Here is a 14306-nt window from a genome sequence, read left to right as displayed (position 1 = left end):
CTCCTTAAGTCAGGATGAAAGCGGGTTAGCGGTTGCCACGTGTTTGGCGTGGAGGCTCCGATATGAAACTACTTCAGTTACATATCGGGGTAAAAAAAATTTCAGCGCTTACGACGCTGCGCAGCGCGCTCGACATCGGCGAGCATGCTCGCAATCGTGATTTCGGCCAGGGCATTATCCATCGCGGATTGGGCGCGGTCCGCCACCTGTCGCAACGCTCCGGTGATTTCCCTGCCAACCATGCACGCCGGATTGGGCGCGCTCTGGTGCAGGGTAATCAGCGCCGTCGTCTCGACCGCGCGGAATACGTCCAGCAGGGTAATGCGTTCAGCGGGGCGGCTCAGTGTAGAGCCCCCGGTACTGCCCATGATGCTGGTGACGAGTCCCGCTTCGGCAAGCTGGCCGATCAGCCTCCGGATCAATGCCGGATTGGTCCCCACGCTGCCGGCAATCAGCGATGACGGCAGCGGCTCGCTGGCGCTGGCCAGCAAGGTCAGGATATGGACGGCGACGGCGAACCGGCTGCTGGTGGTCATGATGGAGAATCGAATGTGAAACCATGATAGTTACACATGAATGGGATTGTCAATCGGTGGAAAGGTGGCGGAATGCAGCTTCGTGGCGACTCGCGCGATTTTGTGTCGTAAAGGTGGCAGCAGAATGCCGGAATCGCCACTGAAACTGATACACTGGTTCGCAGCAGTCCGTATGGCTGCGATAAATCAACAAATGGAATGCAGCGGCGACTGGCTGCAAATCGAGGAGTGCAAATTGCCGGATCAGATGCGCAAGGCGAAGGCGGAAAACAAAAAACCCGCAGGCTTTGAAAGCGCTGCGGGTTTCTCGCTGATCTGGTGCCCAGGAGAGGACTCGAACCTCCACAGTGTTGCCACCGCTAGGACCTGAACCTAGTGCGTCTACCAATTCCGCCACCTGGGCAGGTGTCGAAACAACCGAAGCGCTCATTATAGAGAGCGCCGAAATTTTGTCAAATAGTTTTCAGAAAAAATTGAATCAAAACAACTATCCGATCCCTAGCCGTGAAGAAATCCTCGGCGTACTGAGAACATCGGGGTCGCCCCTGTCGGCCGGCGATATCGCCAAGGCCCTGTCCGTCACGCGCAAGGAGCATGACGGATTCCAGAAGCGCCTGGCCGCGATGGAACGCGACGGGCAGGTCGAACTGAACCGCAAGGGCCGCTATGAACTGGCCCATCAACCCAATTTCGTTACCGGCCGCGTGCAGGGGCACCGCGACGGTTTCGGCTTCCTGATTCGCGACGATGGCGAGGACGATATCTTCCTGCCCGAGCGCGAACTGCAAAAGGCCATGCACAACGATCGCGCGCAAGTGCGCGTGGTCGGCTACGACCGGCGCGGCCGCCCGGAAGGGCAGATCGTCGAGATCCTGGAACGTGCCAACCGCTACGTGATCGGCCGCCTGCTCAGTGAAGGCGGCGTGCTGGTGGTCGCGCCCGAGGACAAGCGCATCGGCCAGGACATCCTGATCCCGCCGAAGGCGCAGGGCAAGGCGCGCGTTGGCCAGGTGGTCAGCGTCGAACTGATCGAGTTCCCGGACCGCTACGTCCAGCCGGTCGGGCGCGTGGTGGAGGTGCTCGGCGATATCGACGATCCGGGCATGGAAATCGAGATTGCGGTGCGCAAGTACGGCGTGCCGCATGCGTTCTCGCAAGCCGCGGCCAAGGAAGCCTCGGCGCTGCCCGATGAGGTGCGCCAGACCGACCTGGACCACCGCATTGACCTGCGCGATGTGCCGCTTGTCACGATCGACGGCGAAGACGCGCGCGACTTCGACGACGCGGTTTACTGCGAGCCGGTGAAGATGGGCCGCAGCAAGGGCTGGCGCCTGATCGTGGCCATTGCCGATGTTTCGCACTACGTGCGGCCTGGCACGCCGCTCGATGCCGACGCGCTCGATCGCGCCACCTCCGTGTACTTCCCGCGCCGGGTGATCCCCATGCTGCCGGAGAAGTTGTCGAATGGCCTGTGCTCGCTCAACCCGCAGGTGGACCGCCTGTGCATGGTGTGCGACGCGGTGATTACGGCCAAGGGCGAGCTGAAGGGGTACCAGTTCTATCCGGCGGTCATGCACTCGGCGGCGCGGCTGACCTACAACGAGGTCTGGTCGGTCCTGTCGAACACGAAGGGGCCGGAGGCCCACAAGCGCGCCGAGCTGGTGCCGCATCTGCAGAACCTGTACGAGCTGTTCCAGGTCCTGCTCAAGGCGCGGCGCGAGCGTGGCGCGATCGATTTCGATACCACCGAGACCTACATCGTCTGCAATGCCCAGGGCAAGATCGAGCAGATCCTGCCGCGCACGCGAAATGACGCCCACCGGCTGATCGAGGAGTGCATGCTGACGGCCAACGTCTGCGCGGCCGATTTCCTCGAGCGCTTCAAGCACCCGGCGCTGTACCGCATCCACGCAGGCCCGAGCGAGGAAAAGCTCAAGAACCTGCGCGAGTTCCTGAAGACCTCGGGCCTGTCGCTCGGCGGCGGCGACAAGCCGCAGGCGTCCGACTACGCCGAGGTGATGGACAAGATCAAGTCGCGGCCCGATGCGCCGATGCTGCAGACCATGCTGCTGCGCTCGATGCAGCAGGCCGTGTACAGCCCGGACAATATCGGCCACTTCGGCCTGGCGTACGAAGCCTACGCGCATTTCACCAGCCCGATCCGCCGCTATCCGGACCTGCTGGTGCACCGCGCGATCAAGGCCGTCCTTGCGCACACCAAGTACCAGCCGGCCTTCGCTCACGGTACCGAACTCAACACCGCGATCTCGCCGAAGGCGCGGCGCCTGCAAGCCAAGGACGCCGAGCAGAAGGCGGAACTGACGGCGGCGCGTGCACGGCGCAACGAGGCGATCTGGGACGAACTGGGGCTGCACTGCTCGGCCAACGAGCGGCGTGCCGATGAGGCATCGCGCGATGTCGAGGCCTGGCTCAAGTGCTACTTCATGCGCGACAAGCTCGGCAGCGATTTCGCCGGTACCGTCAGCGCCGTGACGTCGTTCGGCATCTTCGTGCAGCTCGACGAGCTGTACGTGGAAGGGCTGGTGCACGTCACCGAACTCGGCAGCGATTACTTCCAGTACGACGAAGCGCGCAACGAACTGCGCGGCGAACGCACGGGTATCCGGTACCGACTGACGGATCGCGTGCGCGTGCAGGTGTCGCGTGTGGATCTCGACGCGCGCAAGATCGACTTCCGCCTGGTGCAGGAGCCATCGGCCAAGACGCTGCGGGCCCGTGCCGGCGTTGGCGAACCGCCGCGTGTGCCGGCCGCCCATGCGGTGCCGGCGCGCAAGAAGGGCCGGCAACTGGCGGCTTTGCTCGGCGGTACTTCCAAGCCGGAGGAGTCGTTCGATGAAACGCTGGACCGCGTGATCGAAGAGCAACCGGTGTTCGAAGCCGTGATCACGCCGCTGCGTCCGCACGTCAAGACCGGCGGCAAGCCGGCCAAGCGTGCCGCCAAGCCCAAGCCAGCCCATCTGGACAAGTCGCGCAAGCCGGCCTCGAAGACGCACCCGGCCAAGACCGCAGGCAAAACCTCGCGCACGCCGCGCAAGCGTTGAGCCTGAGCCGCTCCGGGGCGCCTCCACATCGGCGCCCCGGACGGCACGCACAAGCGTGATGGCCGGGCCGGGCGAGTACAATCGCGCCATGGCTAAACAAAAACTTCTGATCGGCTTTCACGCCGTCACCGCGCGCTTGCGCCAGGACGCCAAGGGCGTCACCGACGTCTATGTCGAGGCTTCGCGCCGCGACCGTCGCATGCAGGACTTCATCCGCCTGGCCGAGAGCCTCGGTGTGCGCCTGCACCCCGTTGATGCCGAACGCTTGCGCGGCATGGCGGGCACCGACCGTCATCAGGGCGTGGTGGCGCGTGCTGAAGACGTGGCGCTTGCACTCAATCTCGACGAATTGCTCGATGGTATTGAGGGCACGCCGCTGCTGCTCGTGCTCGACGGTGTGACGGATCCGCATAACCTCGGCGCCTGCCTGCGTGTGGCGGACGGCGCCGGCGCGCATGCGGTGATCGCGCCCAAGGACCGCAGCGTCGGACTGAATACAACCGTGGCCAAGGTGGCGAGCGGCGCGGCCGAGACCGTGCCTTACATCACCGTGACCAATCTTGCCCGCACGCTGCGTGAACTGCAGGAACGGGGCATCTGGGTGGTCGGCACGGCCGACGGTACTGACAAGACGCTCTACGACGTGGACCTGAAGGGCCCGATGGCGATCGTCATGGGAGCCGAGGGCGAGGGCATGCGCCGCCTGACGCGCGAGACCTGCGACGAACTGGTTGGCATCCCCATGCTTGGCGGTGTCGAAAGCCTGAACGTGTCGGTGGCCAGCGGTGTCTGCCTGTACGAAGCGGTGCGCCAGCGGCGCTTGAAGTAAAGCATCCTTGAATCTGCTGCCGCTGTAACGCGGCATGCCGGCCGTCAGCGCTGACCCCGTCGCACGGGGCTAGAATCTGTGTCATCCCCTGGCCTGGCCGCGCCGGCAGCACGTGTGAGCAGGCCGTTGCCGCCGTGCCATGCCTGTCCGACTTCCTGAAGGCGATTGCTATGCAGTGCATTGCAGATATCCCGCAATCTCGGCCGACAGGCGGGAAATGACACCATGAACGATGATCCCCTCATCCCCCTGTCGTCGCCGTGGCCCGGCCTGGAAGAAGCCCGGGAACTGATTGCCCAGGCTCGCAGCGTGTTCGTGCTGACCGGGGCGGGCATCTCCGCGGAATCCGGCGTGCCGACGTTCCGGGATGCGCTGACCGGTCTCTGGGCACGTTTTGATCCCGAGGAGCTGGCGAGCGAAGAGGCATACCGCCGCCAACCGGCACTGGTGTGGGAGTGGTATCAGCATCGCCGCGACCTCGTGGCTGCCGCACGGCCGAATCCTGCGCACTATGCGCTGGTGGCTTTGGCCGCGCAGAAGACGGTGACGCTGGTCACGCAGAATGTGGACGGGCTGCACCAGCGCGCCGGCAGCGATCATGTGATCGAGCTGCATGGAAACCTGTTCGCGAACAAATGGCTGAACGGCTGCGGGCGCTGCGATGAGGCCACGGCGATTCCCGGCGATCCGCCACGCTGCAGCCTGTGTGGTGCGCTGATGCGCCCCGGGGTGGTATGGTTCGGGGAAGACCTGCCGCGTGTGGCGCGTTTCCGCGCCGAACATGCCGCCGAGACGGCGGACCTGTGCCTGGTCGTGGGGACGTCGGGGTTGGTGTACCCGGCAGCCGGGCTGCCGGGTTTGGCCAGGGATCACGGCGCACGGGTCGTCGTGGTGAATCCGCAGCCCTCGGTGCTGGATCAGACCGCTGATGTGGTACTGCAGGCAGCAGCAGGTGCAAGCCTGCCGCTGCTATGGCCGCAGTCCGGCTCCGATACGGAGATGGACTGAGCGGCCGCCTCGGTCGGCGCCTTAGCCGGCGATTTCCGCAACCAGCTTTTCCAGCTTGATTGCGTCCGCAGCAAACAGACGGATGCCTTCAGCGAGTTTCTCGGTGGCCATGGCGTCTTCGTTGAGCTGCCAGCGGAAGGCTGGCTCATCGGCCGGGATGCGGGCAATATTGCCTGCCTGTGCGAGATCGACCGACAGCTTGCGCTCCACCGTGCCTTCGGTGCGTGCCAGTTGCTCGAGCAGGTCCGGGCTGATCGTGAGCAGGTCGCTGCCGGCCAGCGCGACGATCTGTGCAGTGCTGCGGAAGCTGGCCCCCATCACTTCGGTGTTGTAGCCGAATTTCTTGTAGTAGTCGTAGATCTGGCGCACGGAGCGCACGCCCGGATCGTTGTCGCCCGCATTGGTGGCAGCGTCCCACTGGTCGCCGGCCTGCTTCTTGTACCAGTCGAGGATGCGACCGACGAACGGCGAGATCAGTTGCGCGCCGGCCTCGGCGCACGCGACTGCCTGCACCAGCGAGAACAGCAGCGTCATGTTGCAGCGGATGCCTTCGCGCTGCAGGATCTCGGCGGCGCGGATGCCTTCCCACGTCGATGCAATCTTGATCAGCACGCGCTCGCGCGCCACGCCGCGCTGTTCGTACAGGCGGATCAGGTGGCGGGCCTTTTCGACCGTCGCTTCGGTATCGAACGACAGCCGCGCATCGACCTCCGTCGACACACGTCCGGGCACGATGGCGAGGATCTCGCAGCCGAACGCGATCAGCACGCCGTCCATCACGGCGTCGACACCGCCTTCGTTGTGGTAGTCGCGCACGGCCTGTTCCAGAAGTCCGCGGTATTCGGGCTTCTGCACCGCCTTGAGGATCAGCGACGGGTTGGTGGTGGCGTCCTGCGGCGTGTACTGCTTCATCAACTGGAAGTCGCCGGTATCGGCCACGACCGTGGTGAACTGCTTGAGTTGTTCGAGCTGGTTCATGATCGGTAAGTCGTTGCAGTCGTCATGGGGAGGCGGGAAGGCGGCCGACTCGCGGCGCCGTTGAGGCATTGTACCGTCGCGGGCAGCCTTGCCATCGCAATCCGCTACACTACGCGTTTTTCCCCGAAAGCCATCTGGCTGTTGTCATGACTCAGGATGAACTCAAGGCGCTGGTGGCGCAAGCCGCGGCCGACTACGTGAAGCAGGAAGTCCCGGAAGGCGCCGTGCTCGGCGTTGGCACCGGTTCCACGGCCAATCTTTTCATTGACGCCGTGGCGGCGTTCAAGGATCGCTTCGCGGGTGCGGTATCGAGCTCCGAGGCGTCCACGCGCCGGTTGCAACAGCATGGCTTCAAGGTGCTCGACCTCAATGAAGTCGACGATATCCCCGTCTATGTCGACGGCGCCGACGAGATCGACGCCAGTGGCGCGATGATCAAGGGCGGTGGCGGCGCGCTGACCCGCGAGAAGATCGTGGCCTCGGTCGCCGGCCGTTTCGTCTGCATCGCGGACGGCAGTAAGCTCGTCGAAACGATGGGCGCCTTCCCGCTACCCGTCGAAGTGATTCCGATGGCACGCGCGGCGGTCGCGCGCCAAGTCGCCGCGCTTGGCGGCCAGCCCCGCCTGCGCATGAACAAGGACGGCGGCATTTACAAGACCGACAATGGCAATGTGATTCTGGACGTAAGCGGCCTGAAAATCACCGATCCGCGCGGGTTGGAACAGTCGATCAACCAGATTCCCGGCGTCGTGACCGTGGGCCTGTTCGCGCTGCGCGGTGCGAACGTGCTGCTGCTCGGCACGGGCGAGGGCGTGCAGCGCACCGATTACTGATCGGCCAGTGGCTGCAAGCCACAATGAAAATGGGGTGCCGGCGGCACCCCATTTTCATTTCAATCGTGCAGGAAGATCAGGCCTGCGGAGGCACGTAGCCCGCGGCCTCGTCCGCGCCCTCGCCGAAGAAGTACTTCTCCGTCTGCTTGAGCAGATACTGGCGGGCACGCGCATCGGCCATGTTCAGGCGGTTCTCGTTGATCAGCATGGTCTGGTGCTTGAGCCAGCCGGCCCAGGCTTCCTTCGAGACGCTTTGCCAGATCTTCTTGCCGAGTTCGCCGGGCAGGGGCGGGAAATCGAGCCCTTCGGCTTCCTTGTTCAGCTTAATGCATTGGACCATGCGGGCCATGAGGACTCCTTGTGTGCGTGGTCGGAAGCCGGCGCGGCATGCCGCGCGTCCTGCGCTCCCGTTTTGTGGTTCAGTGGACGACTGGTGCGATATTGTAGCCAAGCAGGGCGGGGCGCCGCCCCACGGCGGCATTGCCCCTACATTTCCTACAGCTTTTTCATCAGCACCATCGATTTGCGCTGCCAGTTGTAGAGCTTGCGCTTGTCCTCGGGCAGGTCGTCCACATTGGCGTGGACAAAGCCGCGCTTGAGGAACCAGTGCTCGGTACGCGTGGTGAGCACGAACAGGCGTTCGAGCCCCAGCGCGCGCGCGCGCCGTTCGATACGCTTGAGCAGGCGCTCGCCGTCGCCGGTGCCCTGTGCTTCGGGCGACACCGTCAGGCAAGCCATTTCGCCCATGTTCTCGCGCGGATAGTCGTACAGCGCGGCGCAGCCGAACAGCACGCCATCGTGCTCGATCACAGAGAAGTTGCCGATATCGCGCTCGATCAGGTGGCGGCCGCGCGGAACCAGCGTGCCGTCCTGCTCCAGCGGCGCGATCAGCTGCAGGATGCCGCCGACGTCGTCGAGCGTGGCTTCGCGCAGGCTTTCCAGGTCGGTGTCGGAAATCATGGTGCCGACGCCGTCGTGCAGGAACAGTTCCAGCAAGACCGAGCCGTCGAGGTCATAGGGAATCAGGTGCGCACGCGGCACGCCGCCCTTGAGCGCCTTGACGAGGTGTTCGAGGAAGTAGGCCACGTCGGGCTGCAGGTCATTGTTCTGCAGGCGGTCCACGGCGGTGCGCAGCGACATCTCCTTCATCAGCTTGCCGACCGGATCGAGTACGCCAGGGACTTCGGTGATGAAAATGAGCTTGTCGGCCTTCAGCGTGGTGGCGGTGGCGCTGGCCACGTCCTCCATGGTCAGGTTGAAGGCTTGGCCAGTCGGCGAGAAGCCGAGCGGGGACAGCAGCACGATCTTGCCGTGGGACAGCGACATGCGGACCGATTCGCCGTCGATCTTGCGTACCATGCCGGTGTGCTGGAAATCCACGCCGTTGACGATACCCACGGGCCGCGCCGTGACAAAGTTGCCCGAAATCACGGAAAGCTGCGCGCCGGCCATCGGTGTATTCGGCAGCCCCTGGCTAAAAGCGGCCTCGATGTCCAGACGCAATTCGCCCGAAGCTTCCTTGGCGCATTCGAGCGCTGCGTTGTTGGTGATGCGCACGCCATTGGCGAATTGAGATTCGACATGGCGCAGGGCCAGCTGCTCTTCCACCTGCGGCTGCGAGCCGTGCACCAGCACGATCTGCATGCCCATGGCATGCAGCAGCGCCACGTCATTGACCAGCGCATTTAGGACGCCGGCCTTGACCAGTTCGCCACCGAAAGCGATCACGAAGGTCTTGCCGCGGAATGTGTGGATATACGGTGCGACCGCTCGCAGCCAGTCGACGAATTGCTGATGGTCCGGCGCGCCGCGCTCGCCGGCTTCGGTCTGGGGCGCGCCCACGGCGGGCTGCGATTCGGTGGCAGGCTGTGGCTCGGCCGGCTCGGAAGGAGCGGGCGCCTGCGGGGGCGTGTCGGTTCTGGCATTCATGCCGCGGATTATAATCCCGGCCAATGTCAGAACAACGTCCCGCCAAGCCTTCTTCGCCACGCCAGCCTGCCGCTGGCGCACGGCCTGCCCCCCGATCCGACGGCCGTCCCGCGCAACGCCCGCCATCCCGTTCCGGCCCGCGGCCCGAAATTGCACCGGGCGCGCCCGGCGGGGAGGCGCCGGCCAGGCGCGCGCGCCCGACACGGCCGCCGCGCCAGGCCAATCCGCTGCCGCCGATCACGTTCCCGGAGGCACTGCCGGTCTCGGCCCGCCGCGACGAGATCGCCGCGGCACTGCAGGCCAACCAGGTCGTCATCGTGTCGGGCGAGACTGGTTCGGGCAAGACCACGCAGCTCCCTAAGATCTGCCTGTCGATCGGCCGTGGGCCCGGGCGCGAAGGCGGCGGGCTGATCGGCCACACCCAGCCGCGGCGGATTGCTGCCACTTCGACGGCCAAGCGCATCGCGCAGGAACTCGGCTCCCCGGTGGGCGAGCACGTGGGCTACCAGGTGCGGTTCAACGACGTCCTGTCCGCCGGTGCCTCGGTCAAGCTGATGACCGACGGTATCCTGCTCGCGGAGACGCAGAACGATCCGCTGCTGCGCGCGTATGACACGATCATCATCGACGAGGCGCACGAACGCAGCCTGAACATCGATTTCCTGATCGGCTACCTGAAGCAGATCCTGCCGAAGCGCCCGGATCTCAAGGTCATCATCACGTCGGCCACGATCGACGCGCAGCGTTTCGCCACGCATTTCGCGGCCAACGGCAAGCCGGCCCCGGTGATCGAGGTGAGCGGACGGCTGTATCCGGTGGAGATCCGCTACCGGCCGATCCAGCAGGACAAGCCCGCCGACGCTCCGCCGAAGAGCGCGCAGGCGCGCGAGCGCGACCTGTACGATGGCATCGTCGATGCGGTGGACGAGCTGGCTCGCCTTGGCCCCGGCGACGTGCTGGTGTTCCTGCCTGGCGAGCGCGAGATCCGCGAGACCGCCGAGGCGCTGCGCAAGCATCATCCGCCGCACACCGAAATCCTGCCCCTGTTTGCACGGTTGTCGGTGCAGGAGCAGGAACGCGTGTTCAAGCCGTCGAACACGCGCCGCATTGTGCTGGCAACCAACGTTGCCGAGACCTCGCTGACGGTGCCGGGCATCCGCTATGTGGTCGATACCGGGCTCGCACGCGTCAAGCGCTATTCGTATCGCAACAAGGTCGAACAGCTGCAGATCGAGTCGATTTCGCAGGCCGCCGCTAACCAGCGCGCCGGCCGTTGCGGGCGGGTGGCCAACGGCGTTTGCATCCGGCTCTATGAGGAGTCGGAGTTCCAGGGCCGCGTGCGCTTTACCGATCCGGAAATCCTGCGCTCGTCGCTGGCGGCCGTGATCCTGCGCATGAAGGCGCTGCGGCTGACAGAGATCGAATCGTTCCCGTTCATCGAGCCGCCGCTGGGCCGCGCTATTGCCGACGGCTACCAGTTGCTGCAGGAACTCGGCGCGGTCGACGATGCCAACCAGCTAACCGGCACGGGCCGGCAACTCGCCAAGCTGCCGCTGGACCCGCGCGTGGCGCGCATGATCCTGGCCGCGCGCGAGCAGCACTGTCTGCGCGAGGTCCTGGTGATCGCCAGTGCGCTGTCGGTGCAGGATCCGCGCGAGCGTCCACAGGAAGCGCAGGAGGCGGCCGACCAGGCGCATCGCAAATTCATGGACGAGAAGTCCGAGTTCCTGGGCTGGGTCAAGCTGTGGAAATGGTTTGAAGAGGCCGTTGCGCACAAGAAGTCGAACAAGCAATTGCAGGATCAGTGCCGCGCCAACTTCCTCTCGCATGTGCGGCTGCGCGAGTGGCGCGATGTGCATTCGCAGCTTCTGACCACGGTGACCGAGCAGGGTTGGCGGCTGAACGACAGTGAGCCGACGTTCGAGCAGTTGCACAAGGCGCTGTTGACTGGCCTGCTAGGCAACGTCGGCTGCCGCATCGAGGACAGCGACGGCAAGGGCCGCGAATATCTTGGCGCGCGTGGCATCAAGTTCCACCTGTGGCCGGGCTCGCTGATCGCGCGCAAGGTCGGCCGCTGGGTCATGGCCGCCGAACTGGTCGAGACCAGCCGGCTGTTCGCGCGCACGCTGGCGCGCATCGAGCCAGAGTGGCTGGAGCAAGTTGGCCGCCACTTGCTCAAGGTCAGCTGGAGCGATCCGCACTGGGAAAAGAAGGCGGGGCAGGTGCTCGCGATGGAGCGCGCCACGCTCTACGGGCTCGTGGTGTACCAGCACCGCCGCGTGCACTACGGGCCGATGAACCCGAAGGAAGCGCGCGAAATCTTTATCCGCCGGGCGCTGGTCGAAGGCGAGTTCGACACGCGGCTGCCGTTCTATGCGCATAACCAGCGACTCGTGCGCGAGATCGAGAATCTTGAACACAAGTCGCGCCGCCAGGACGTGCTGGTCGATGACGAGCTGATCTACGCGTTCTACGACCGCGCGATTCCTGCCGACGTCTGCCAGCAGACAGCGTTCGAACAGTGGTACCAGACTGAAAGCGCGAAGGACCGCAAGCTGCTCTACCTGAACCGCGACGAGCTGATGCGGCATGAGGCGGCCGGCATCACGACGGACTTGTTCCCCAAGACCATGTCCGTGGCCGGCGTCGACATGGGACTGACATATCACTTTGAACCGGGCAGCCACCGCGACGGTGTGACGCTGGCCGTGCCGCTGTACGCGCTCAACCAGGTACGCCCGGAGCGCACCGAATGGCTGGTGCCGGGCATGATCAAGGAGAAGGTTCACCTGCTGCTGAAATCGCTGCCGCAGAAGCTGCGCCGCCATTGTGTGCCGCTGCCGGACTACGCCGCCGGCTTCGTCGCGCGGCAACCGTTCGGCGAGGGCGAGCTGACCGACGTGCTGATCGCCGATATCCGCGAACAGACCGGCACGATGGTGCGGCGCGCCGATTTCAAGCCGGAGACGCTGTCCGCGCACCACTTCATGAACTTCAAGGTGGTCGACGAGCACGGCCGGCAGTTGGACATGGGGCGCAACTTGGCGCAGCTTCGCGCCGAACTCGGTGGCCAGGCGCAGCAGTCGTTCCAGAACATTGCCGCGCGCGACGTGCCGGCGGCCGAAGCCGGCCAGTACGAGGGTTTGACGTCCTGGTCGTTCGGCGAACTGCCCGAGCTGCTGGAGATCCGCAAAGGCAACCAGACGCTGTTCGGCTACCCGGCACTCGTGGACAAGGGCACGCATTGCGACGTCGAGGTGTTCGACGATCCGCAGGAGGCCGAACGTATTCACCATGCGGGCCTGCGCCGGCTGTTCGCATTGCAGCTGCGCGAGCAGGTCAAGTTCATCGAGAAGAATATCCCCGGCCTGCAGCAGATGGCGATGCAGTACATGACGCTCGGCACGCAGGAGATGCTGCGGGAGCAGATCGTGCTGCTGGCGCTGGAACGGGCTTGCCTGCAGGCGCCGTTGCCCCGCAACGATGCCGAGTTCACCGCGCGCAAGGACGAGGGTCGGGCCCGGTTGTCGCTGCTCGCACAGGAGATCGCGCGGCTGGCGGGCACCATCCTGGCCGAGTACGCCGGACTGCCGCGCAAGCTGCTGCAGGCCAAGCCGTTCGGCACGGCCTACGCCGACATGGAAGCGCAGCTTGGACGCCTGATGGGCAAGCAGTTCATCATCGACACACCGTATCCGCAGCTCGTGCATTTCCCGCGGTACCTGAAGGGTATCGCCATGCGCGTGGACAAGCTCAAGGGCGACCCCGCTCGCGACACGCAGCGCATGCAGGAAATGATGCCGCTGCTGCAGCAATGGCAGCGCGCAGAAAAGCAGTTGCGCACGCAAGGCAAGGGGGGGGGCGATGCCAGGCTCGACGAATTCCGCTGGATGCTGGAAGAACTGCGCATTGCGCTGTTTGCCCAGGAACTGCGCACGCCTGTGCCGATGTCGGTCAAGCGGTTGCAAAAGGTCTGGGAGGCGATGCAGCGGTAAACCACCGCAGGACCATGCCGATGGGGCAGGAACAGCACAAAGATGTGTAACGAATTGTGAAAGACTTGTTCCTGATCAGTTCGCCGGTCATCGTGGCGTCGGTCCGAAACGTTAGAATGTGCGATTCCGCCTATGGATTAACTGGACTTATGCTCGTGTTGCGTCGTGTTGTTGCTGGTGTGTTGACGGTCGGCTCCCTGGCCCTGGGGTTGATGACGTCGCCGGCCTCGGCGGAAGTCGTGGTGGTGCTCAATTCGGGTGATGCTACCGTCACGCTGATCGACAAGGACTCGCAGAAGGTACTGGAGACCTTCCCGGTCGGCAAGGAACCCCACCACCTGATCGCCACGCCGGACGACAAGTCCCTGATCGTGGCGAACGCCGTGGGCAATGACCTCGTTTTCCTCGATCCGGTGACCGGCAAGGTGCAGCAGCGCGTCCCGAACATCGACGATCCGTACCAGATCGGCTTTTCGCCCGACCAGAAGTGGTTCATCGCCACTGGCAACCGGCTGGACCGCGTCGACCTCTATCGCTGGGACGGCAAGGCGCTGAAGATCGCCAAGCAGTTTCCGCTGGCCAAGACGCCGAGCCATATCGCCTATACCGCCGACAGCCGTATCGCGTTCATCACGCTGCAGGACTCCAACGAGGTGGTCGCGATCGACCTTGTCACGCAGAACGTGATGTGGCGCATGGACGCGGGCTCGGCGCCGGCGGGCATCTGGGTGACGCCGGACCAGCGCTACCTGCTGGTCGGCATGACGGGCGCCGACTATGTCGCGGTGATCGACTGGCGCACACGTACCATCGTCAAGCAGATCCAGACCGGAAAGGGCGCACACAACTTCCGTGCCGTCGGTGACAAGCGCCACCTGTTCCTGAGCAATCGCGTATCGGGCAGCATCAGCATCGTCGACCAGCAGACGCTGACCAAGGTGGGCGAGATCACCGGACTGCCGCCGGGTCCGGACGACATGGAGCTGACTGCCGACGGCAAGACGCTGTGGGTGACGTTCCGCTGGGCGCGCGCGGTCGGCCTGATCGACGTGGCCAACCGCAAGCTGGTGAAAACCATCCGCGTAGGCCGTTCGCCCCACGGGATTTATTTCCGCACCCGGGCGCCGCTCTACTGA

The 14306-nt window shown here is 64.7% G+C and carries 10 protein-coding genes and 1 tRNA gene; 6 read left to right on the top strand and 5 right to left on the bottom strand.

Translation table 11 applies throughout. The features are described 5' to 3' along the window. Positions 1-101: 101 nt before the first annotated feature. Both ACIGJG_RS10700 and ACIGJG_RS10695 read right to left on the bottom strand, forming a co-directional pair. Positions 102-536 (bottom strand): Rrf2 family transcriptional regulator, encoded by a 435-nt coding sequence (locus ACIGJG_RS10700; RefSeq protein WP_011298235.1) that lies wholly within the window; start codon positions 534-536, stop codon positions 102-104. A gap of 316 nt (positions 537-852) precedes the next feature. Continuing rightward, positions 853-939: transfer RNA gene (locus ACIGJG_RS10695), tRNA-Leu, on the bottom strand. Between the two features lie 70 nt (positions 940-1009). Between ACIGJG_RS10695 and rnr the strand changes: the two genes are divergently transcribed. The 3 genes from rnr (at position 1010) to ACIGJG_RS10680 (ending at position 5435) form a co-directional block, all read left to right on the top strand. After that, positions 1010-3598, top strand: coding sequence for a ribonuclease R (gene rnr / locus ACIGJG_RS10690; RefSeq protein ID WP_041679644.1), 2589 nt, complete (start codon positions 1010-1012; stop codon positions 3596-3598). 88 nt (positions 3599-3686) lie between these two features. Next, positions 3687-4427, top strand: coding sequence for a 23S rRNA (guanosine(2251)-2'-O)-methyltransferase RlmB (gene rlmB, locus ACIGJG_RS10685; RefSeq protein WP_041679986.1), 741 nt, complete (start codon positions 3687-3689; stop codon positions 4425-4427). Positions 4428-4652: 225 nt separating this feature from the next. Continuing rightward, the gene (locus tag ACIGJG_RS10680; RefSeq protein ID WP_483672310.1) at positions 4653-5435 is read left to right on the top strand and encodes an SIR2 family NAD-dependent protein deacylase; all 783 of its coding nucleotides are present in this window, start codon (positions 4653-4655) and stop codon (positions 5433-5435) included. 21 nt (positions 5436-5456) lie between these two features. Here ACIGJG_RS10680 and tal read toward each other — a convergent pair whose 3' ends face one another. Beyond that, positions 5457-6413, bottom strand: a complete 957-nt coding sequence (gene tal, locus ACIGJG_RS10675; protein WP_140950589.1) for a transaldolase — start codon at positions 6411-6413, stop codon at positions 5457-5459. 146 nt (positions 6414-6559) lie between these two features. On the opposite strand from tal, the gene rpiA reads away from it, so the two are divergent. Further along, the gene (rpiA, locus tag ACIGJG_RS10670) at positions 6560-7246 is read left to right on the top strand and encodes a ribose-5-phosphate isomerase RpiA (RefSeq protein ID WP_011298230.1); all 687 of its coding nucleotides are present in this window, start codon (positions 6560-6562) and stop codon (positions 7244-7246) included. 76 nt (positions 7247-7322) lie between these two features. Here the strand turns inward: rpiA and ACIGJG_RS10665 are convergent, their stop codons facing one another. Then, the gene (locus ACIGJG_RS10665) at positions 7323-7595 is read right to left on the bottom strand and encodes an oxidative damage protection protein (protein ID WP_011298229.1); all 273 of its coding nucleotides are present in this window, start codon (positions 7593-7595) and stop codon (positions 7323-7325) included. A 146-nt stretch (positions 7596-7741) separates the two neighbouring features. Further along, positions 7742-9175, bottom strand: a complete 1434-nt coding sequence (gene argA, locus ACIGJG_RS10660; protein WP_011298228.1) for an amino-acid N-acetyltransferase — start codon at positions 9173-9175, stop codon at positions 7742-7744. Positions 9176-9198: 23 nt separating this feature from the next. Here argA and hrpA point away from each other — a divergent pair, with 23 nt between their 5' ends. Both hrpA and ACIGJG_RS10650 read left to right on the top strand, forming a co-directional pair. Then, a complete protein-coding gene (gene hrpA / locus ACIGJG_RS10655; RefSeq protein ID WP_011298227.1) occupies positions 9199-13170 on the top strand; it encodes an ATP-dependent RNA helicase HrpA in 3972 nt (1323 codons plus the stop codon). 212 nt (positions 13171-13382) lie between these two features. After that, complete coding sequence (locus tag ACIGJG_RS10650; protein WP_235679811.1) at positions 13383-14306, top strand: YVTN family beta-propeller repeat protein; 924 nt, start codon at positions 13383-13385, stop codon at positions 14304-14306.

It is taken from the genome of Cupriavidus sp. C1SS-2L, assembly GCF_057073735.1.
This window is presented reverse-complemented; position numbering and strand designations above follow the sequence as displayed.

Excerpts from the sequence above, each read along its gene's own strand:
- tal (WP_140950589.1), bottom strand. The coding sequence starts at position 6,413 with ATGAACCAGCTCGAACAACTCAAGCAGTTCACCACGGTCGTGGCCGAT.
- ACIGJG_RS10680 (WP_483672310.1), top strand. The coding sequence starts at position 4,653 with ATGAACGATGATCCCCTCATCCCCCTGTCGTCGCCGTGGCCCGGCCTG.
- rpiA (WP_011298230.1), top strand. The coding sequence starts at position 6,560 with ATGACTCAGGATGAACTCAAGGCGCTGGTGGCGCAAGCCGCGGCCGAC.
- ACIGJG_RS10700 (WP_011298235.1), bottom strand. The coding sequence starts at position 536 with ATGACCACCAGCAGCCGGTTCGCCGTCGCCGTCCATATCCTGACCTTG.
- ACIGJG_RS10650 (WP_235679811.1), top strand. The coding sequence starts at position 13,383 with ATGACGTCGCCGGCCTCGGCGGAAGTCGTGGTGGTGCTCAATTCGGGT.
- rlmB (WP_041679986.1), top strand. The coding sequence starts at position 3,687 with ATGGCTAAACAAAAACTTCTGATCGGCTTTCACGCCGTCACCGCGCGC.
- argA (WP_011298228.1), bottom strand. The coding sequence starts at position 9,175 with ATGAATGCCAGAACCGACACGCCCCCGCAGGCGCCCGCTCCTTCCGAG.
- hrpA (WP_011298227.1), top strand. The coding sequence starts at position 9,199 with ATGTCAGAACAACGTCCCGCCAAGCCTTCTTCGCCACGCCAGCCTGCC.
- ACIGJG_RS10665 (WP_011298229.1), bottom strand. The coding sequence starts at position 7,595 with ATGGCCCGCATGGTCCAATGCATTAAGCTGAACAAGGAAGCCGAAGGG.